Source organism: uncultured Friedmanniella sp., assembly GCF_964244285.1.
Taxonomy (GTDB): Bacteria; Actinomycetota; Actinomycetes; order Propionibacteriales; family Propionibacteriaceae; genus Microlunatus.
In genome coordinates this window covers 319,092-338,877 of sequence record NZ_CAXTHT010000002.1, presented here as the reverse complement: position 1 = coordinate 338,877, position 19,786 = coordinate 319,092, and the positions used below count along the sequence as shown (strand labels likewise).

The 19,786-nt window shown below is 71.6% G+C and carries 16 protein-coding genes; 3 read left to right on the top strand and 13 right to left on the bottom strand.

The features are described 5' to 3' along the window. Positions 1–226: 226 nt before the first annotated feature. From ACFE7W_RS05855 to ACFE7W_RS05810, 10 genes are all read right to left on the bottom strand, one after another. The gene (locus tag ACFE7W_RS05855; RefSeq protein ID WP_375423854.1) at positions 227–1,252 is read right to left on the bottom strand and encodes a Gfo/Idh/MocA family oxidoreductase; all 1,026 of its coding nucleotides are present in this window, start codon (positions 1,250–1,252) and stop codon (positions 227–229) included. 47 nt (positions 1,253–1,299) lie between these two features. Beyond that, on the bottom strand, positions 1,300–2,793 hold the full coding sequence (locus tag ACFE7W_RS05850; RefSeq protein WP_375423853.1) for a CoA-acylating methylmalonate-semialdehyde dehydrogenase: 1,494 nt from the start codon (positions 2,791–2,793) through the stop codon (positions 1,300–1,302). Positions 2,794–2,822: 29 nt separating this feature from the next. Further along, on the bottom strand, positions 2,823–3,725 hold the full coding sequence (locus tag ACFE7W_RS05845) for a sugar phosphate isomerase/epimerase family protein (RefSeq protein ID WP_375423852.1): 903 nt from the start codon (positions 3,723–3,725) through the stop codon (positions 2,823–2,825). Further along, entirely contained in the window at positions 3,722–4,801 is a 1,080-nt protein-coding gene (locus ACFE7W_RS05840; protein ID WP_375423851.1) for a Gfo/Idh/MocA family protein, read from the bottom strand. Before ACFE7W_RS05840 ends, ACFE7W_RS05845 begins: the two co-directional genes overlap by 4 nt. After that, positions 4,798–5,715: a TIM barrel protein gene (locus tag ACFE7W_RS05835; protein ID WP_375423850.1), complete on the bottom strand. Its 918-nt coding sequence runs from the start codon at positions 5,713–5,715 to the stop codon at positions 4,798–4,800. Before ACFE7W_RS05835 ends, ACFE7W_RS05840 begins: the two co-directional genes overlap by 4 nt. Before the next feature lie 52 nt (positions 5,716–5,767). After that, a complete protein-coding gene (gene iolB, locus ACFE7W_RS05830; RefSeq protein WP_375423849.1) occupies positions 5,768–6,694 on the bottom strand; it encodes a 5-deoxy-glucuronate isomerase in 927 nt (308 codons plus the stop codon). Further along, positions 6,691–7,551 carry a deoxyribose-phosphate aldolase gene (locus tag ACFE7W_RS05825; protein ID WP_375424210.1) on the bottom strand — a complete coding sequence of 287 codons (861 nt, stop codon included), beginning with the start codon at positions 7,549–7,551 and terminating at the stop codon, positions 6,691–6,693. Before ACFE7W_RS05825 ends, iolB begins: the two co-directional genes overlap by 4 nt. A 53-nt stretch (positions 7,552–7,604) precedes the next feature. Then, positions 7,605–8,648 carry a 5-dehydro-2-deoxygluconokinase gene (iolC, locus tag ACFE7W_RS05820; protein WP_375423848.1) on the bottom strand — a complete coding sequence of 348 codons (1,044 nt, stop codon included), beginning with the start codon at positions 8,646–8,648 and terminating at the stop codon, positions 7,605–7,607. 219 nt (positions 8,649–8,867) lie between these two features. After that, a complete protein-coding gene (locus ACFE7W_RS05815) occupies positions 8,868–9,875 on the bottom strand; it encodes a glycosyltransferase family 2 protein (protein ID WP_375423847.1) in 1,008 nt (335 codons plus the stop codon). A 27-nt stretch (positions 9,876–9,902) separates the two neighbouring features. Then, positions 9,903–11,363 (bottom strand): LCP family protein, encoded by a 1,461-nt coding sequence (locus ACFE7W_RS05810; RefSeq protein WP_375423846.1) that lies wholly within the window; start codon positions 11,361–11,363, stop codon positions 9,903–9,905. 160 nt (positions 11,364–11,523) lie between these two features. Between ACFE7W_RS05810 and ACFE7W_RS05805 the strand changes: the two genes are divergently transcribed. Next, positions 11,524–12,753, top strand: a complete 1,230-nt coding sequence (locus ACFE7W_RS05805; protein WP_375423845.1) for an LCP family protein — start codon at positions 11,524–11,526, stop codon at positions 12,751–12,753. Between the two features lie 157 nt (positions 12,754–12,910). Here the strand turns inward: ACFE7W_RS05805 and ACFE7W_RS05800 are convergent, their stop codons facing one another. Then, entirely contained in the window at positions 12,911–14,074 is a 1,164-nt protein-coding gene (locus ACFE7W_RS05800) for an acyl-CoA dehydrogenase family protein (RefSeq protein WP_375423844.1), read from the bottom strand. Positions 14,075–14,168: 94 nt separating this feature from the next. Between ACFE7W_RS05800 and ACFE7W_RS05795 the strand changes: the two genes are divergently transcribed. Continuing rightward, complete coding sequence (locus ACFE7W_RS05795; RefSeq protein WP_375423843.1) at positions 14,169–16,718, top strand: glycoside hydrolase family 2 protein; 2,550 nt, start codon at positions 14,169–14,171, stop codon at positions 16,716–16,718. Between the two features lie 66 nt (positions 16,719–16,784). Here the strand turns inward: ACFE7W_RS05795 and ACFE7W_RS05790 are convergent, their stop codons facing one another. Beyond that, a complete protein-coding gene (locus ACFE7W_RS05790; RefSeq protein ID WP_375423842.1) occupies positions 16,785–17,903 on the bottom strand; it encodes a Gfo/Idh/MocA family protein in 1,119 nt (372 codons plus the stop codon). A 1-nt stretch (position 17,904) separates the two neighbouring features. After that, on the bottom strand, positions 17,905–18,648 hold the full coding sequence (locus tag ACFE7W_RS05785; protein WP_375423841.1) for a sugar phosphate isomerase/epimerase family protein: 744 nt from the start codon (positions 18,646–18,648) through the stop codon (positions 17,905–17,907). A 126-nt stretch (positions 18,649–18,774) separates the two neighbouring features. Between ACFE7W_RS05785 and ACFE7W_RS05780 the strand changes: the two genes are divergently transcribed. Then, positions 18,775–19,782, top strand: a complete 1,008-nt coding sequence (locus ACFE7W_RS05780; protein WP_375423840.1) for a LacI family DNA-binding transcriptional regulator — start codon at positions 18,775–18,777, stop codon at positions 19,780–19,782. The last annotated feature ends 4 nt before the right edge of the window (positions 19,783–19,786 follow it).

The window sequence follows — 19,786 nt, the reverse complement described above, 5'->3', positions numbered from 1 at the left end:
CGCATCCCTGGCCACGGGGGTCGCGGCCGCCGGCTGGCTGGCCGCGCGCATCGGCGCCGCCAACCCCGTTGCCGTCGCCGCTGACCAGCTCGGCGTCGTCTCGCTCCCGGTCGTGCTGACGCTCTGGCTGGTGGCCGCCGGCCTGACCCTGGCCCGACGACCTCAGCCCAGCGCCGGTCCGCCGTCGCTGAGCGTCAGGCCGGCCGGGTGGACCTCGTTGCGGGGTCTACCGGCCGCCGGGCCGGACGGGACGCCCCGTGGCCAACGACTCCTGGGCCGCGTCGGCCGCCGCAGCCGCGGCCACGGCGTCCTCCGGGGTGCACGGGTTCGCCCGCTCGCCCCGGACGAGCTCGGTGAAGGCGACGAGCTCGGCCCGGTAGGCCGCCGCGAAGCGCTCGGCGAACGTCCGGTGCGGTGGGCCGGCCGGGAAGACCACTCCCGGCTCAGCCGACCGCAGCGCCGTCGCGTGGTCGAGGCCCACCAGGAGCGAACCCTGCGAACCCTGGATCTCGAGCCGGACGTCGTGGCCGGCGCCGTTGTAGCGGCTCGCCGAGACCGAGGCGAGGGTGCCGTCGGCCAGCGTGACCAGGGCGAGCGCGCTGTCCACGTCACCGACCGCGCCGATGGCCGGGTCGCCCCGGTTGGAGCCGCGGGCGTAGACCTCGACGATGTCGGAGTCGGTGAGCCAGCGGAGGATGTCGAAGTCGTGCACCGAGCAGTCTCGGAAGAGGCCCCCTGAGGTGCGCAGGAAGTCGATCGAGGGTGGCGACATGTCGCAGGTCACGGCCCGCATCGCGTGGATCCAGCCGAGCTCGCCGGCCGCGTAGGCCCGTTTCGCCTCCAGGTAGCCGCGGTCGAATCGCCGCTGGTGCCCGATCATCACCTCGCCGCCGTGCCTACGGATGTGCTCCAGCACCGGTAGCGAGGTGGCCACGTCCGCCGCCACCGGCTTCTCGCAGAAGACCGGGATCCCGGCCTCGACCCCGGCCCGGATGAGCTCCGGGTGCGTGCCGGTCCCGGTGGCGACGACCAGGCCGTCGATGCCCCGCCCGACCAGCTCGGGCACCGACCCGACGAACTCCGCCCCCAGCTCGGTGGCCACGGCCTGTCCGTGCTCGGCCGCCACGTCGGTCAGGACGAGCTGCAGGTCCCCGCCGCGCTGCCGGAGGTCCTGCCGCAGGGCAGCGATGGTCCGGGCGTGCATGACGCCGATGCGACCGACCCCGACCAGCCCGAGCGTGAGGTCAGCCATGATGTCTCCTGGAGGTCGGTCGCGACGAGGGCGGGGCGGGGCGCCGCTCAGTCGTTCTGCGGGAAGCCCAGGTTGAGGCCGCCGTGGCTCGGGTCGAGCCAGCGCGAGGTGATGACCTTGCCGCGGGTGAAGAAGTGGACGCCCTCGATGCCGTGGGCGTGGCTGTCGCCGAAGAGCGAGTTCTTCCACCCGCCGAAGGAGTAGTAGGCCATCGGCACCGGGACGGGGACGTTGATCCCGATCATGCCGACCTGCACCTCGTTCTGGAACTGCCGCGCGGCGCCACCGTCGTTGGTGAAGATGGCGGTGCCGTTGCCGTACGGGTTGTCGTTGATCAACTTGACCCCCTCGGCGTAGCTGTCGACCCGGACGACCGAGAGCACCGGGCCGAAGATCTCGTCGGTGTAGATGCTCATGTCGGTGGTCACGTGGTCGAACAGCGTCGGGCCGACGTAGAAGCCGTCGCCGTCGCTGTCGGGCTGGACCGACCGGCCGTCGACCACGAGGGTCGCGCCGGCCTGCTCGCCCGCGTCGACGTAGCCGGTCACCCGGTCCCGGGCGACGGCGGTGACCAGCGGTCCCATGTCACAGCCGCGGCGACCGTCACCGGTCCGCAGCCCGACCGTGCGCTCCTTGATCTTGCCCACCAGCTCGTCGGCGATCGGGCCGACGGCGAGCACGGCGGAGATCGCCATGCACCGCTCCCCCGCCGAGCCGTAGCCGGCGTTGACGGCCTGGTCCGCGGCCAGGTCGAGATCGGCGTCCGGGAGCACCAGCATGTGGTTCTTCGCCCCGCCCAGGGCCTGCACCCGCTTGCCGTGGCTGGTACCGGTCTCGTAGACGTACCGCGCGATGGGGGTGGACCCGACGAAGGAGATCGAGGCCACGTCGGGGTGGGTGAGCAGGCCGTCCACGGCCACCTTGTCGCCGTTCAGGACGTTGAAGACGCCGTCGGGCAGCCCGGCCTCCTTCCACAGCTCCGCCATCCACAGTGCTGCGCTCGGCACCTTCTCACTCGGCTTCACCACCACGGTGTTGCCGGTCGCGATGGCGATGGGGAAGAACCACATCGGCACCATCGCCGGGAAGTTGAACGGGGAGATGATCCCCACGACGCCCAGCGGCTGGCGGACCGAGTGCACGTCGACCTTGGTCGAGGCGTTCTCGGTGAACGCCCCCTTGACCAGGTGCGGCATCCCGCAGGCGAACTCGACCACCTCCTGGCCGCGGCTCACCTCGCCGAGGGCGTCGGAGAGCACCTTGCCGTGCTCGCTGGTGATGATGGCCGCCAGCTCCTCCTTGCGGGCGTTCAGCAGCTCGCGGAAGGCGAACAGGATCTGGGTCCGCCTGGCCAGGGACGTGTCCCGCCAGGCCGGGAAGGCGGCGCGGGCAGCCGCGACCACCGCCTCGACGTCGGCCTCCGACGCCAGCGCCAGCTGCGCGCTGACCTCGCCGGTCGCGGGATTGGTCACGTCGGAGAAGCGGCCGCCGCTGCCCTCGAACGTCGAGCCGTTGCGCCAGTGGTGGAGCGTCGATGCCATGAGTGTCTCCTCGTCGAAGGTGGGTGGTGTCAGGTGGTGAGAGAGGTGGAGGCCGCGGCACCGGTGCCGGCGCCGAAGTGGCGGTCGAGCAGGTCGAGTGCCTTGTCCCGCTGCCGCTCGGAGACGCCGCGCGCGTCCTCCTCGAAGCCGAAGACGCAGCTGGAGACGGTGCCGTCGAAGCCGACCGCGGCCAGGGCGGCGAACACGGCCTCGTAGTCGACCTCGCCGCGGCCCATCTCCATGTGCTGGTGCACCCGGACCGAGTTGCCGGGCGGGTTGGTGATGTAGCGCAGGCCGTTCGAGGCCGTGTGGTCGAACGCGTCGGCCAGGTGCACGTAGCGCAGCTTCTCCGCCGCTGCCCCGATGACTGCTGCTGCGGGATGGCCCTGGTGGAAGGCGTGCGGCGTGCAGTAGAGAAAGCCGATCCAGTCCCGGTTCAGCCCCCGGACCAGCTGGAGCGCCTCCAGGCCGTCCTCGACGAAGTCGTCGGGGTGCGGCTCCAGGACCAGCGAGATCCCCTCCCGCTCGAAGACGGGCAGCAGCTCGTCGAGAGACTTCAGGAACTGGGCCTCGGCGTGCTCGGCCGCCTCCGGCCGGCCGTTGAACTCGGTGTTGATCGTGTCCACGCCGAGGTCGACCGCGATCTGGATGGTCCGCTTCCACGCTCGCACCGCGGCGACCCGCTCGTCCTCGCTGGGACCGGACCAGCGCAGCACCGGCAGCAGCGAGGCGATGCCCACGCCGGCGTCGGCCGCCACCTTCCGCAGCTTGCGCACGCCGGCGTCGTCGACCCGGGGGTGCTTGAAGAACGGCACGAAGTCGGCCTTCGGCGAGAGCTCCATCCACGCGTAGCCGAGGCCGGCCACCACGTCCGGCAGCTCCCACACGCTGTGGGTGGCGAAGAACATCTGCGGGTCGAGGGCCAGCCTCACGTGGCGGCCTCCAGGTCCGGTGCCGTGATCCCCGCGGTAGCCACACCGGCGGTCACCGACGGACCCAGGTCGACGGCCACCTTCTGTCCGGTGCGGACAGCTTCGACGCCGGCCTCGCAGACGGCCACGGCGGCGTAGCCGTCCCAGGCGCCGGGGCCGTCGATCGTGCCCCGGCGGGCGGCGTCCACCCACCGCTGCAGCTCGATGTCGTAGGCGACGCCGAACCGCTCGACGAAGCCGGGGGTGACCGCGCCGCCCCACCGGCCGTCGCCGCTCTTGACCACCAGGTTCTGGTCGAGGCCGATGGTGGCGCTGCCGCGCTCGCCCACGACCTCGGTGCGCACCTCGTACCCCACCCCGGTCCGCACGTAGATCTCGTCGGTGACGATCCGGCCGGACGCGGTCTCGAAGACCACGATCATCGGGTCGGAGACGCCCGCCGGCGCCGCACCGGTGGCTACGCCCTTGATCACCTGGACGCTGATGATCTCCTCGTCCAGCAGGAACCGCGAGACGTCGACCTCGTGCACCACGGAGTCCCTGATCATGAACTCGGAGTTGAAGCTCTCAGGCACGGCGAGGTTCCGGTGCGTGCAGTGGACCACCAGTGGGTTGCCCAGACCACCGTCGGTGATCAATTTCTTGAGCGCGACGTACTCGGGGTCGAAGCGACGCATGAAGCCGACCTGGACAAGCGGCCGGTCGAGCCTGGACTCCTTCTCCACGATCGCGCGGGAGGAGGCGATGTCGGTGGTCAGCGGCTTCTCGCAGAGCACCGGGATCCGTGCGTCGAGGCAGGCATTGACCTGCTCGTCGTGCGCCTTGCCGGGCGTCGCGATCAACACCGCGTCCACGTCCTCGGCGCGGATCGCGGCGATCGGGTCGCTCTCGACCCGGGCGCCGATCCGGGTCGCGATCTCCTCGGCCAAGGCGTCGAAGAAGTCGCTGACCACCGTGACGCGGGCGCCGCGGATCCGGCTGCTGAGCGCCTCCGCGTGGAACGCGCCCATCATGCCGACCCCGAGCACGGCGATCCGGAGCTCCCCCGTTCCCTGAGCCTGTCCGACGGTGCTCATGAGCGGTCCCCCAGGTCGATGTCGGCCCCACTGCAGGAGGCGAGGTAGGTCCGGGTGCGCCTGGCGATCGGCAGCGGCACCTCGGGGGTGGTCGGATACAGGTCGTGCTCGATGATGCCGCTGATGTCACGGCCGAGAGCGCTCAGCGCCTCGAGCAGCGGAGGCATGGCCGGGACGCCGAGGGGCGGCTCGATCATCGAGCCCATCCGGACCGCCTCCGGGAAGGAGAGGTCGGAGTCCAGCACCCGGGCGACGATCTCGGGGTTGACCTGCTTGAGGTGCACGTAGCCGATCCGGTCGGGGTACCTGCCGATCAGCTCCAGGCAGTCCCCGCCGTAGTAGGCGACGTGGCCGGTGTCCAGGCAGAGGTTCACGTACTCGGGGTTCGTCGACTCGAGGAAGCGCTCGATCTCCGGCTGGTAGCCCACGTGGGTGTCGGCGTGGGAGTGGAACTGGACGTGCAGTCCGTACTCCTCCAGGATCCGCCGGCCGAGCTCGTCGGTCTGGCTGGTCAGCAGGGACCACTGCTCGTCGGTGAGGTCGCGGCTCTCCTTCGGAGCGCCCGTCTTGTGGTCCCGCCACGGCTCGGGGATCACCACGATGTGCTCGCCACCGACGGCCTGCGTGAGCGCGGCCACGTCGGCGACCTGCTTCCAGGTGTAGTCCCAGGCGCCGGGCTGGTGGAGGTGGGAGAAGACCGTCCCGGCGAGCACGATCAGGCCGTGCTCGTCGAGCGCTTCCTGCAGCTCGGTCGGCGAGCTGGGCAGGTAGCCGTACGGGCCGAGCTCGATCGCCTCGTACCCGGCTTCGACGACCTCCCGGAGGAAGGTGCTGGCCGGCACCTGCTCGGGGTCGCTGGGGAACCAGACGCCCCACGAGTCCGGCGCCGTGCCGATGATGATCTTGGCTGCCACTACTGCTCCTGCTTCCTTGCTGGGTTGAGGTCTCGGTTGATCATCGACGAGATCAGGACACGTCCGGTGCCGTCGTCGGCCTGCGGGAGGCGGGATTGCTGAGACGAGGGTCGACGGCCTGTTCGGTCCAGGAGTCGCGGACCCAGGTCTGGTCGGGGTGGTCGGAGATCAGCCAGGCCCGCCCGGCCTGGTCGGACCCGGGATGCGGCGGGCCGGCCATCACGTTCAGGTAGTACATGTCGTGGCCCGGGGCGGCGACGCAGGGGCCGTGCCACCCGTAGGGGACGAGGACGGTGTCGCGGTCGTGCACCTCCTCGCAGAGGTCGATCTCGTGGCCCGGCGAGGACGAGGTGCGCATGAAGCCGAGCCCCGGCTCGCCGTGCGGGCCGGCGGCGATCTCGAAGTAGTAGATCTCCTCCAGCTCGGACTCGGTCTCTCCTGCCTCGTCGTGCTTGTGGGCCGGGTAGGACGACCAGTTGCCACCCGGGGTGATCACCTCACACGTGATGATCGCACCGGCCTCCAGAGCCGCAGGCGTGGCGAAGTTGCGCACCTGACGGCTCGACTGGCCCGCTCCGCGCAGCTCGACCGGCACCCCGGCCACCGGTCCGTAGCGCACCGGCAGCCTCCGGTCGGTCCGAGCGCCGCAGAGCGCGAACCGGCCGCCGGCCGCCGAGTGCAGCGTGGCGACGGTGGCGGGAGGCAGGTACGCGAAGTCGGTGGGGCCGGAGAAGACCGACGTGCGCCCGTCGAGCTCGAGGTGCGTCCCGTCAGCCTCGACCGCGAGCGACCCGCTGAGCGGGAGGACCAGCACCTCGTCCCCGGCGGTGTCGAACGTGTGGGTCCCGGCCGGCTCCAACGACAGCACGCGCAGGCTGGAGTAGCCCCAGGACGCCGACTCGGGCGTGACCTCGAGGTCGTACTCCCCCGCCGAACCCGTGCCCGCGGGGACGTAGTAGCCGCTCACCGCGCCACTCATCGCACGAGCGAGACGGCGGTGTCGACCGCCTTCGCCACGTCGTCGTCGGCCGGGTAGAGCAACGTCCGCCCCACCACCAGCCCCCGGACCGAGGGCAGGGCCAGCGCCGCCTGCCAGGAGGCGTAGGTCTCCTCAGGCGAGCCGTCGGGGTCCCCGCCCAGCAGCAGGGTGGGCAGGGTGGTCGACTCCATCACCCGCTCCATCTCGTCGACGACCGGCAGCTTCATCCAGGTGTACGCGCTCGAGGCTCCCAGTCCCTGGGCGATGTGCACGGACTTGATCACCGCGTCCGGGCTGAGGTCGTTGACCACCCGCCCGTCGACCCGCCGCGACATGAACGGCTCGACCAGGGCGATCAGCTCGGCCCGGTTGAGCTCGGTCACGGCCTGGCCGCACTGCTCCAGCGTGGCGACGGTGCCCGGGTCGTCCAGGTCGATCCGGGTGAGCATCTTGGCGCCGTCGAAGCGGGCCTCGACCGTGCCCTGGACGTCGTAGCCGGTCCGCCGGTCGTCCATCTCGAAGGCTGCGCCCTGTAACCCGCCGCGGTTCATCGAGGAGAAGACCAGGTGCCCCTCCAGGGCGCCCATCAGCAGCAGGTCCTCGGCGATGTCGGCGGTGGCCAGCAGGCCGTCCACGCCCGGGCGCGCCAGTGCCGTGGCCAGCCGCTCGAGCAGCTCGACCCGGCTGTTCATGGCTCCGGGACGACCGCCGGCCGACAGGGCTCCCCGCGCGGGGTGGTCGCACGCGATGATCATCAGCCGGCCGTCGGGCCCGAGCAGCTCGCGGCGGCGGCGGGCCAGCAACAGCTGCCTGACCCGCTGCGGCTCGCGGGCGCGCACCTCGTTGATGTCGGCCACGGAGCCGACGAAGCCGGCCGCGGTGGCCCGGACGCCCAGGCCGATGGTCGCGGTCACCGGGACGGCGCCGGAGAGAAGTGGACAGCCAGCCGGTCGGCCAGTGCCTCGTTCGGGTCCCCGCCGGCGATCAGCGTCTCGATCTCGGCCTGGGTGGGCATCGCGGTCGAGCACTCCAGCCGCGAGGCCACGATGGCCCCAGCAGCGTTGGCGTTCTGCAGGATGGTCTCCAGCGGCCAGCCCGCGAGCAGCCCGTGGCAGAGCGAGCCGCCGAACGAGTCGCCGGCGCCCAGGCCGTTCAACGGGCGGATCGGGATCGGCGGGCTCTCCACGCGCTCTCCCGAGCGGGTCTTGGCCAGCACACCTCTCGGACCCTGCTTGACCACGGCGAGCTCGACCCCGGCGGCCAGCAGGGCGTCCGCGGCCCGCTCGGGCTCGGTCTCACCAACGGCCACCTCGCACTCCTCGCGGTTGCCCACGGCCACGCTCACCTGCGGCAGGACGCGCTGGATCTGCTCCGTCGCGTGGGCCGGGGTCGCCCAGAACATCGGCCGGTAGTCGAGATCGAGGACGGTGTGGGTCCGACGAGCCCGGGCCTCGAGCACGGCGTGGTGCGACTCACGGCTGGGCTCTTCGCTCAGCCCGGTGACCGAGAGCCACATCAGCGCCGTGGCACGGACGGCATCGAGGTCGATGTCTTCCGGCCGTACCTGGAGGTCCGGGGCGGTCGGCTTCCGGTAGAAGTACAGCGGGAAGTCGTCCGGAGGGAAGATCTCGCAGAAGGTGACCGGCGTCGCGTACTCGCTGTTGGTGACCACGTGCCGGTCGTCCACCCCGAGATCCCGCAGCTCCCGGCGCACGTAGCGCCCGAACGGGTCGTCGCCGACGCCGGTGATGATCGCGGTCCGCCGGCCCAGCCGGGCGGCGGCGACGGCGACGTTGGCCGTGGTGCCGCCGAGGTACTTGCCGAAGGTCTCGACGTCCTCGAGCCCGACGCCGACCTGCAGGGGGTAGATGTCCACGCCGGCGCGACCGAAGGTCAGCACCTCCAGCGGCGCAGCAGTCCCCTGGCCGCCGACGACGCCCGTGTCGCTGCTCATGTCACTCCTCCTCAGCAGCGGGACACCTCCCGCTACTGCTCTCTGAAACCGTAGGGGCTCCGCCCGATCGGTGTCAATCATTTGTACAGACAAAAGGTCAAGTTGTCTGGGTCGAATCTAGCGGGGCCCCGCCCCGGGTCAGAGGTCGCCCTCGACGACCGGGGACCGGCCGAGCCCGATCGACCGGTCGGTCCGCTCGTCGGCGGTCACCGGCTGGTCTCAGCCGGCCCGCCGACGGTCCTGCTCCAGACCCACCAGGAAACCGGCGCCCCAGCAGACATGCGTGACCGCGAGCACCACCGGGAGCCAGGCCCGGGCCCGGGCCGGCATCGGTCCGGTCGTCAGCGAGCCGACCGTGACCAGGCTCAGGTAGCCCAGCGGTGCAGCGAAGCCCAGCCGGAGCAGCCGGCGTCCGGTGAGCGCTCCGACGGCTCCCGCCGCCGTCCCGACCGCCAGCCCCAGCACCGCGACGGGCGGGGCGAGGTAGCGGGGGTTGGCGGTGTCGGGGTGGCGGCGGATGACCTCGCGACGCCACTTGCCGGTGTCGTACATCTGCTGGGCCAGGGCGCGCAGCGACGAGCGCGGCCGGTAGGTGACGCGCAGCTCCGGGGAGAACCAGATCCGGCGCCCGCTGCCCCGTAGCCGGTGGTTGAGCTCCCAGTCCTGCGCCCGGTGCATGGTCTCGTCGAAGCCGCCGACGGCCTGCAGCGCCTCGCGCCGGAACACGCCGAGGAACACAGTCTCCGCCTCACCGGCCGGGGAGGAGGTCAGGTGGAACCTCGACCCACCCAGACCCACCCGGCTGGTGTACGCCGAGGCGACAGCCTGCTCGAACGGGGTCGTCCCCTGGGCGTCCATCACGCCGCCCACGTTCGCCGCGCCCGTCTCCTCGAGCAGCTCGACCGCGCGGCGGATGTAGCCGTCGGTGAGCTCGCCATGACCGTCGACCCGGACGATGATGTCGTGCCGCGCGGCCGCCACGCCGGCGTTGAGGGCGTGCGGCGTCCGCCCCGCCGGGTTGGGCACCACCCGGATCCGGGCGTCACCGGCGGCGATCCCGGCGGCGATCTCGGCCGTCTCGTCCCGACTCGGCCCGATCGCCAGCACCACCTCGAGCTCGCCGGGGTACTCCTGGTCCAGCACCCGGCCCACCGCGGCGGCCAGGTGCCGCTCCTCGTTGAGCACGGGCATGACCACGCTCACGCCGGGCCAGTCCGCGCTGCTCACCGGGTCATCCTGTCAGCGCCTGAGGCGTCAGGCCGCACAGACCGCCGTCAGGTCGTCGGTGTCGGCCTTGGAGTTCGTGCTGCCGCTCTGCTTCTTCTTCTTGGCTGAGCTCGACGCGGTCGGGGTCGCCGCCGGGCTCGGGTTGTCCTTGGCTTCCGACGCGGCGATCTTGGCGGCCACGGCCGAGCGGATCACCGAGAACTTCGGCGCCCCGGGCTGGATCAGCGGGGGCACGACGGCCAGGCTCGAGGTGGGCAGCTTCTTGGCCTTGAGCGCCAGCTCCATCATCGCGTTGACCTGGGAGGTGGGCACGTTGGTGGCGACGACTTCCTTGCCGGCGGCGGCGATCTTGTTGAACTTGGTCAGCACGGTGGTCGGGTCGAGCTGGTCGAGCATCGCGTTCATCACGCACTTCTGCCGAACCATCCGGTCGTAGTCGCTGGAGTCCGAGCGCGAGCGCGCGAACCACAACGCCTCGCGGCCGTTCAGGTGCCGGTTCTTGCCCGCCTCGACGTAGCCGTAGATCTTGACGTGGCCGCCGCCGATGGGGACCCGCCGGTAGACGTCCATCGTGATGCCACCGACGGCGTCGACCAGGTCCTCGAAGCCCTTGAGGTCGATCAGCGCCCAGTAGTTGAGGTGCAGTCCGGTCGCGCCCTCGATCGCCTCCATGGTGGCCTGCGCGCCCGGGTTGCGGACGCCCGGATAGAGGTCCTTGTGCTCGCTCGCGTAGGTGTAGATCGCGTTGAGCATGCAGGAGTGGTCGGGGCAGGAGTAGCCGTGCGGGAACTTCGCGTGCATCGGCGAGGACTCCGGGAACGGCACGTCCTCGAGGTTGCGCGGCAGGCTGATCAGCACCGTCCGACCCGTCTGGGCGTCGACGCTGGCCACCGTCATGCTGTCCGGTCGCAGCCCGACCCGGTCGGCCCCGGCGTCCCCGCCCAGCAGCAGCACGTTGTAGCGACCGGCCTTGGCCTCGTGGTCGCCGCCGCCGGCGAAGACGGTGGCCATGAAGTCGCGTTGGGAGGAGACCACCGCCGCCGAGGCGAACAGCCCGCCGACCACCGCGAAGACCAGACCGACGTTGAGGGCGGCGAACCCGAGCCGGTGCCGTCGGGCCAGCTCGGGCGGCCGGGAGATCCGCCACGCGTCCAGGAACAGCAGGCCCCAGCCGATACCCATCGCGATCAGCAGGACCTGGACCACGCGCAGGGTGGGACCGAAGGTCAGCAGGCCGACGACGCCGCTGCGCCAGACCAGGGCGAGCACGCCGACGAGGGCCAGCACCACCCAGAGCGCCACCCAGATCCGTACGGCCACGCGGCCGACCCGGCGGCTGCCTGCCGCGATCTGGGCGGAGCCGGGCAGCACGAGAGTCATCCCGAGGAAGGTCAGACCGCGACGCAGCTTCACCCGCTCGCTGCGCTCCTGGGCGGTGCTCAGCGAAGCCGAGAGGCGGCGCGGGTCGTCCGCCGTGCTAGTCGACACGTGGGGCCTTTCGGTCTTGCGGGCAGGTCGGTTCCGGCGGCGCCCGCCCCCAGAATTCGCAGCCAGTATCGTCGTGATCCGGTTCGCGACCGGCCCTGCCACGCCGTGGCCGCGCCATTTCCTCGTGGGCGGGACACTCTCCGACGAGTACCCTCGGGCCATGCCGCACAGCCGCGAGGACGACCTCGACTGGCTCTACGACCGGGGGTCGAAGCACGCCGAGCCGGAGCCGACCCGGGTGCTGTCCGCTCCCCCGGCCGTCGTGCCCGAGCGACCGCCGCTGCCCCCCGGATACCCGGCCACACCCAGCTACCCGTCGGTGCCCGGCTACGGCCAGGCCGGTCGAGGGCCTCAGCCGGGCCGGCCACCCGGACCGCCGCCCCCGCCGGACGGTCCCCCGGAGACACCGGCAACGAGGCCGGCTCGACGGCGCCGGCCCGTCCGGAACACCCTGCGGGCCCTGGCGCTGCTGCTGGTGCTCGCGCTGGCCTGGTTGTTCGGGGTGCCGGCCTACGCATGGCAGCAGGTCAGCCACGTCGACGACGCGCCGTCGGGCCAGCGGCCGGCGGACCAGCCCGGCACCACGTTCCTGCTCGTCGGCTCCGACTCCCGGGAAGGGCTGACCAAGGCCCAGCGCAAGAAGCTCGGCACCGGCTCGGTCGCCGGTCAGCGGACCGACACGATCATGCTGGTCTCGGTCCCGCCCGGCGGCAAGCCGGCCCTGGTCTCACTCCCCCGCGACTCCTACGTGGACGTGCCCGGGCATGGCAAGGACAAGATCAACGCGGCGTTCGCCTACGACGGCCCGAAGCTGCTGGAGCAGACGATCGAGCAGAACACCGGCCTGCGGATCGACGGCTACCTCGAGATCGGGCTCGGCGGGTTCGCCGACGTCATCGACGCCTTGGGCGGCATCAGGATGTGCCTGCCGAAAGCGATCCGCGACCAGGACAGCCACCTCGACCTGCCGAAGGGCTGTCAGGTCCTGGACGGCACCAACGCGCTCGGTTACGTCCGGATGCGCAAGGCCGACCCGCTCGGTGACCTCGGACGGGTGCAGCGGCAGCGGGCCATGCTGGCGGCGGTGGCCGCCAAAGCGGCGTCGCCGGCCACCGTGGCGAACCCGGTCCGGTACTGGCGGCTCAACCACGCGGCCGCCGAGTCGGTGGTGCTGGGCGAGGACACCTCGTTCACCCAGGTCGCCTCCCTCGCGCTGGCGATGCGCAAGATCGCCGGCGGGGACGGCCTCACGCTGACGGTGCCGGTGTCCGACCCGGGCGCCTCGACCCCGGTCGGTTCCGCCGTCCTCTGGGACCAGACCAAGGCGGCGGACCTGTTCGGCGACCTCGCCCGCGGCGACACCTCCGACCTGAAGAAGTACGCCGGCTGAGGTCCCAACTACGTAACGACACACCATCTTCTAAGCGATCCGGGTAAGAATTTAACCGCGCCACCACGTGCTGCCAGCGGTGGGCGGTGAGCTCGCACCGACCTCGTCGGTCGCCCCGCCCACCTCTGGCCTGATGTCTCCGCGTCGACCCGCTGTGCTACCCGGGCAGCCCGGCGAGCAGCTGGCGCGCCATCACGATCCGCTGCACCTGGTTGGTGCCCTCGTAGATCTGGGTGATCTTCGCGTCCCGCATCATCCGCTCCACCGGGTAGTCGCGGGTGTAGCCGTAGCCGCCCAGCAGCTGGACGGCGTCGGTGGTGATCGCCATCGCGGTGTCGGAGGCGAAGCACTTGGCCGCCGCCCCGAAGTAGGTCAGGTCGGCGTCGCCGCGCTCGGACTTGGCGGCCGCGGTGTAGGTGAGCTGGCGGGCGGCCTCCAGCTTCATGCCCATGTCCGCGAGCATGAACTGGAGGCCCTGGAACTCCGCGAGGGCCCGGCCGAACTGCTGACGCTCCTTGACGTACCCGAGGGCGTAGTCGAGCGCCCCCTGGGCGATGCCCACGGCCTGGGCCGCGATGGTCACCCGGGTGTGGTCGAGCGTCCGCATGGCGGTGGCGAAGCCCGTTCCCTCGGCCCCGATGATGCGGTCGCCGGGAATCCGGACGTCGTCGAGGTAGACCTCGCAGGTGGGCGAGCCCTTGATTCCCAGCTTCTTCTCCGGCGAGCCGAAGGAGACGCCCTCGTCGGCGCGCTCGACCACGAAGGCGCTGATGCCCCTGGACCGGGCGGCCGGGTCGGTGACGGCGAAGACGGTGTAGAGGTCGGAGACGCCGGCGTTGGTGATCCAGCGCTTGGTGCCGTTCAGCACCCAGCCGTCGCCGTCGCGGACCGCCCGGGTGGACATGCTGACGGCGTCGGAACCGGCGTCGGGCTCGGAGAGGCAGTAGGAGGCCATCGCGTCGCCGCGGGCGATCGCCGGCAGGTAGCGCCGCTTGAGCGCCTCGTCGGCGGCGAGGATCCAGGGCAGGGTGGCGAGCTTGGTGACCGCCGGGATGAGCGAGCTGGACGCGCAGGCGCGGGCCACCTCTTCGATCACGATCACCGTGGCCAGCGCGTCCGCCCCCACGCCGCCGTAGGTCTCCGGGACGTGCGGCGCGTGGAACTCCGCTGCCCGCAGCGCCTCGAAGGAGGCCTTCGGGAACTCGGCCAGCTCGTCGGCCTCGGCCGCGTGGGGAGCGACCTTCTCGGTGCAGACCTCGCGCACCGCGGCCCGGAAGGCCTCGTGCTCCTCGGTGAGCCGGTAGACGTCGAAGTCACTCATGACGGCCAGCGTAGACCCGGAACCTACTGACGAGTAACAAGCTGCTCGAGATCGCTGCTTGAGGATTACTGAACCGGTAAAGTACGGTCGGGCCGTGACCTCGAACGCGACTGCGACCACCCGCGCGCTGCGCCGCACCTCCCTGGACTCGGCCGCCGGAACGGCCTGGACGCTGACTGCGCTGACGCCGGTGCCCGAAACGTGGGCGGCCGTCGCCGGCGGGCACCCGGCGACCGTGCCGGGTGAGGTGCACGTCGACCTGCTGGCCGCCGGTCTCATCCCCGACCCCTTCGACGGCGACCACGAGTCGGCCCTGGCCTGGATCGGCCGCACCGACTGGGCCTACCGGGCGAGCTTCACCTGGCCCGGCGGGCCGGAGGTCCGGCACGAGCTGGTGGCCGACGGCCTGGACACCCTCGCCACCCTGGTCCTCAACGGCACCGAGATCGGCCGGACGGCCAACGAGCACCGCCAGCACCGCTTCGACGTCACCACGCAGCTGGTCGAGGGCGAGAACCGCCTGGAGGTGCGTTTCGAGTCACCGGTGGCCGGCGCGGAGCGACTCGCGGCCGAGCTCGGGGACCGGCCCCGCGCGTACGGGCACCCCTTCAACGCCCTGCGCAAGATGGCCAGCCAGTACGGCTGGGACTGGGGTCCCGACCTCGCCGGGGCCGGCATCTGGAAGAGCATCGGCATCGAGAGCTGGAGTGAGGTCCGGCTGGTCTCCGTGCGACCGCTGGCCCGGCTGGACGGGACCGACGGCGTGCTCGAGACCCACGTCGAGCTCGCGTGGCTGGAGGCCCCCGGCCCAACCGGTGTCCGGACCGACCTCGAGGTCGAGGTCGCGGTGGGGTCCGAGGCCGTCTCCGCGGCAGCGAACCCCGGCCAGACCTCGGTCGTACTCACCAGCCGGGTGCCGCACGTGAGCCCGTGGTGGCCGGTCGGCTACGGCGACCCGTCGCTCTACGACGTCCTCGTCACGCTCGGCGCGCCCCCCGACCCCGTGGCCACCTGGACCGGTCGGGTCGGCTTCCGCAACGTCAGCCTCAGCACCGCTCCGGACGAGCACGGCCACGAGTTCAGGCTGAGCGTCAACGACCGGGCGGTGTACGTCCGCGGCGCCAACTGGATCCCCGACGACGCCCTGGTCACCCGGCTGACCCCCGAGACCTACCGGACCTCGGTCACCGACGCGCTCGAGGCCGGGATGAACCTGCTCCGCGTCTGGGGCGGCGGGATGTATGAGAGCGAGGACTTCTACCGCGTCTGCGACGAGCTGGGCCTGCTGGTGTGGCAGGACTTCCTGTTCGCCTGCGCGGCCTACAGCGAGGACGAGCCGCTGCGCAGCGAGGTCGAGGCCGAGGCCCGGGAGGCCGTGACCCGGCTGTCGGCACACGCCAGCCTGGCCCTCTGGAACGGCAACAACGAGAACATCTGGGGCTTCGTCGAGTGGGGTTGGCAGGTTCCGTTGGCCGGCCGCAGCTGGGGCGACGGCTACTACACGCAAGCGCTGCCGGCCATCGTGGCCGAGCTCGACCCGCGCACGCCGTACACGCCGGGCAGCCCGTACTCGTTCGCCAGGTACTCCCACCCGAACGACCACCGCAGCGGCACCACCCACATCTGGGACGTCTGGAACTCCCTCGACTACAGCCACTACCGCGATTACCCGGCCCGTTTCGTCTCTGAGTTCGGCTTCCAGGGTCCGGCGGCCTGGTCCACGCTGACGGCTGTGGTGCACGACGAGCCCCTCGACCCGTACGGGGCGCAGATGCTGGTGCACCAGAAGGCCCACGAGGGCAACCTCAAGCTCGAGCGCGGGCTGGGCGACCACCTCCCGGCGTGGTCGACCGAGCCGGTCGCGGCCATGGACGACTGGCACTGGCTCACCTCGCTCAACCAGGCCCGGGCGATCGCGTACGGGATCGAGCACCTCCGCAGCTGGTACCCCCGCAACCGGGGCGCCGTGGTCTGGCAGCTCAACGACAACTGGCCGGTGGTGTCGTGGGCGGCGGTGGACAGCGCCGGCATCCGTAAGCCGCTCTGGCACGCGCTGCGCCGGGTCCACGCCCCACGGCTGGCCACCTTCCAGCCTCGCCAGGACGAGTCCGGTACCAGCTCGCTGGCGCTCGTGGCCCACAACGACAGCGACGAGCCGTGGGCCGGTGAGCTGGTCCTCACCCGGCAGAGCACCAGAATCGGCTCGGAGGTGCTGGCCGAGCAGACCCTGCCCTTCCACCTCGACGGACGGTCCGCGGTCACCGTGGTGCTCGACGCTGACCTGCTCAGCCCGGCCGACCCACCGCGCGAGGTGCTGGTGGCGACCGCCGCCGGCATGACGCAGGCGTTCGGCTACTTCGTCGAGGACACCGAGCTGGTGCTCGCCGGGGCCGATGACACGTACGAGGTGGAGGTGGCCCTCGCCCCGGGCGGCTACGCGGTGACCGTCACGGCAGCCGCGCTGGCCAAGGACCTGATGGTGTTCCCGGACCGGCTCGACGCCGCGGCCCGGGTCGACTCCGGCCTGGTGACGCTGCTGGCCGGGCAGAGCCACACCTTCGCCGTCACCGGCACCGACCTGGACGAGGCGGCGCTGACCACCAAGCCCGTACTGCGCTCCGTGAACGACCTGGTCGGGCGCTGAGACGACAGGTGGCGCGATCGTGAGGGGTCAGACCGTCAGGATCGCGCCACGCAGCGTCCGCGAGCCTCAGACCGTGGCGGCCATCGGGTCCCAGCCCTCGGGCAGCAGGGCCGGCTTCTCGAAGGTGCTGTCGACGCTTACGAACTCCCCGCGCTCGCCCGACTCGGCGATGGCGACCATGGTGTCGAGGACGTGGAACGCCTGGACGCCCTGGGCGCGGTGCGGCCGACCCTCGCGGATGGCCCGGGCGATGTCCAACGCCCCGGTCCCGCGGGAGGACAGCGCGGTGGTCTCGGCGACCACGGTGAAGTCGTCCTCGCCGAGCTTCCGGACCGCGATCTCGCCGTGGAACATGTTCGGATCCGGCACCAGCATGGTGCCCTCGGTGCCGGTGATCTCCAGCAGCGTCCGCGTCTGGGCGGAGTCGAAGGAGTAGATCATCGTGGCCGACTGTCCCGACTCGTACTGCACCAGTGCGGAGTACTGGCTGGGGACGGTCACGTCGAAGACCTCGCCGGCCTTCGGGCCCGAGCCGATGGTGCGGGTCTCCCGCGCCTTCGAGGCGGTGGCCGCGACCTGGCGGGCCGGGCCGAAGAACTGCGTCAGCGCGGTGATGTAGTACGGGCCGATGTCGAAGAGGGGGCCCGCGCCGTACTGGAACAGGAAGGCCGGGTTCGGGTGCCAGGACTCCGGCCCGGGGCTCTGCAGCAGCACGAGCGCCGTCAGCGGGGTGCCGATGATGCCGGACTCGAGCAGCTCGCGGCTCTTCTGCAGGCCGGCGCCGAGGAAGGTGTCGGGCGCGCAGCCGACCCGCAGGCCGGCGGCCTCGGCCGCTTGGATTGTCGCGCGCCCCGCCTCACGGTCCAGCGCCAGCGGCTTCTCGTTCCACAGGTGCTTGCCGGCCGCGGCGACCTGGGCGGCGACCTCGGCGTGAGCGTCCGGGGTGGTGAGGTTGACGACGAGCTCGACGTCGGGGTTGTCCAGCACCACCGAGTTGTCGCCGGCAACGGGGATGCCGAACTCCTCGGCGCGCGCGTGGGCCTTCTCGGTGATGAGATCGGCGATCGCCACCACGGTGGTGTCGGCGAAGCTGGTCAGGTTCTCGATGTAGGTCCCGGAGATGACGCCGGCACCGATGATGCCGATGCCGACGGGTCCGCTACGGGTGGTGGGTGTGGTGGTCATGTCAGGCGGCCTTTCCGGCGGTGAGGTACGTGCGGCTGTCACGGACGGCGTCGAGCATGTCACCCTCGCTGTCGTCGAGCTCCACCACCCGCAGCGCGTCCGGCGCCGCGTCGATGAAGCTCCAGACGGGCAGCGAACCGTCCCCGACGGCCACCTGCTTCTTGTTGTCCGTGCTGCCGTCGCCGTCCTTGACGTGCAGGGCCACGACCCGCTCGCCGAGCCGCTGCAGCAGGGCGGGGACGTCGGCGCCGCCGACGTGGGCCCAGTAGGTGTCGACCTCGAGGACGACCTCGGGCGCCAGGTGGTCCGCGAGGACCTCCAGGCCGTGGCGGCCGTCGAAGTCGCGCTCGATCTCCCACCAGTGGTTGTGGTACCCGACCTTGAGCCCGTGCTCGGCGGCCTTGACGGCGGCGGCGTTGAGGGCGTCAGCCGTGCCGCGGATCCCGTCCTCGTCCTGCCACTGCGGGGCCCGGACGGCCGGCTCGATGACGGTGCCGATCCCCAGCTCGACCGCCGCCTCAAAGATGGCGTCGAGGTCCGCGTCGACCACCAGACCCATGTGCGTCGTCGGAGCCGTCAGACCGTGCTCGCCGAGGCGGCGCAGGCCGTCCACGGACTTCACGAAGCCGAACGGCTCGACCTGGGTGTAGCCGAAGCCGGCGATCTTCGCCAGGGTGCCGTCGAAGTCCTCGGCCAGGGCGTTTCGCACGGTGTAGAGCTGCACGGACAGGTCGTGCTGGGACATGGTCCTCCTCGTTCTGGGGTCTCATCCGCCGGTGCGGAAGAGCGGTTCGACGGTACCAAAACCGGTTCAGTCGGTACATTACGCAGGAGAGCCGAGCAGGGAGAGGGGTGGTGGTCGGTGGCCCGCGTGACCATCAACGACATCGCCCGGTTCTCCGGGGTGTCCAAGGGAGCGGTGTCCTACGCCCTCAACGGGCGGCCCGGGGTGTCCGACGCGACCCGGGCCCGCATCCTCGACGTGGCCGACCAGCTGGGCTGGGCGCCCAACCGCACGGCCCGGCTGCTGTCCGGCTCGCGGACCGACACCTTCGGGCTGATCCTCGGTCGCGACCCCCGGACGCTGGCCAGCGAGCCCTTCTACATGGAGTTCGTGGCGGGGATGGAGGCCGAGCTGAGCACCCGGGCGTACGCCCTGCTGCTGCAGATCTGCCCGGACATGGACAGCGAGCTCGCGACGTACCGGAAGTGGAGCTCGGAGGGGCGGGTGGACGCTGCCGTGGTGGTGGACCTGCGGGTGGACGACCCCCGGGCGCCGCTGCTGCGCACACTGGAGCTGCCCGCCGTCTTCGTCGGCGACCCCGAGGTCACGGCCGGCTTCACCACCGTCTGGACCGACGACTCCGCCGCGATGGACGAGGCCGTCGGCTACCTGGCCGGGCTCGGGCACACCCGGTTGGCCCGGGTCACCGGCCTCGGCGACCTGCGCCACGTGCAGCTCCGCAACGCCGCCTTCGAGGCCGCCACCGCCAAGCACGGGGTGTCGGGACGGATCGTGGACGCGGACTTCTCCGCCGAGGGCGGGCGTCTCGCGACCCGGGCCCTGGTCGAGGGGCCGGACCGGCCGACCGCGATCCTCTTCGACAACGACCTGATGGCGGTCTCGGCCCTGTCCTCGCTGGCCGAGCTGGGGGTCCGGGTCCCCGACGAGGTCAGCGTGCTGGCCTGGGACGACTCGCCGCTGTGCGAGATCACCCACCCGCGGCTGTCGGCGATGAGCCACAACGTGATGGGCTTCGGCGCCCACGTCGGCCGCCGCCTCTTCGCCCTGCTCGACGGAGCCCCGCCGAGCGCGCACCTGGACTCCACCCCGTCCCTGCGGGTCCGGGCGAGCACGGCGCCACCGCCTGCCCGCTGAGCTG